The sequence below is a fragment of the Aquitalea sp. ASV11 genome (genome assembly GCF_016429185.1).
Taxonomy (GTDB): Bacteria; Pseudomonadota; Gammaproteobacteria; order Burkholderiales; family Chromobacteriaceae; genus Aquitalea; species Aquitalea pelogenes.
This window is the reverse complement of record NZ_JAELUD010000175.1, coordinates 1-404: the sequence shown is the minus strand read 5'-3', so window position 1 is coordinate 404 and position 404 is coordinate 1. Positions and strand designations below refer to the sequence as shown.

Annotated in this window: 1 protein-coding gene; it reads left to right on the top strand. The window is 39.1% G+C overall.

Going from position 1 to position 404, the window contains the following annotated elements; genetic code table 11:
- On the top strand, positions 1–404 hold a 404-nt coding region (locus tag JHD62_RS21535), incomplete at both ends, for a hypothetical protein (RefSeq protein WP_199104588.1).

The window sequence follows — 404 nt, the reverse complement described above, 5'->3', positions numbered from 1 at the left end:
CCCTGAAAATGCATCCAGCAGCATCTATGAATTATTACGATTTGGTCGTGTCATTAATAGAGAGAATGAATCGAACATTTCAACCAATGTTCCACATTGGCACTTGATAACCATGCCGGACAAAAGTCAAAAATGGGTTAACTTGCACCAGGCAGATATCAAGGTGTTTAGTGATGGCGACTTCCCGCCATGGACGGGATGGAAAATAATTGATGGAACACAAGACGCAACAAGTCAATGCACAAATTCAGAAATTCTGAGTTTATTGCAAAAAGATGCGCAGCCTATTAGTAAAAGTTCCATTGCAGAAAGATTAATGAGCCACGAAGTGAACAAGAAGTTTTCAAAAATGATATGCAAGAGACGTAGTGAGTGGAATGAAAATCACATCATAAAGATGGAAC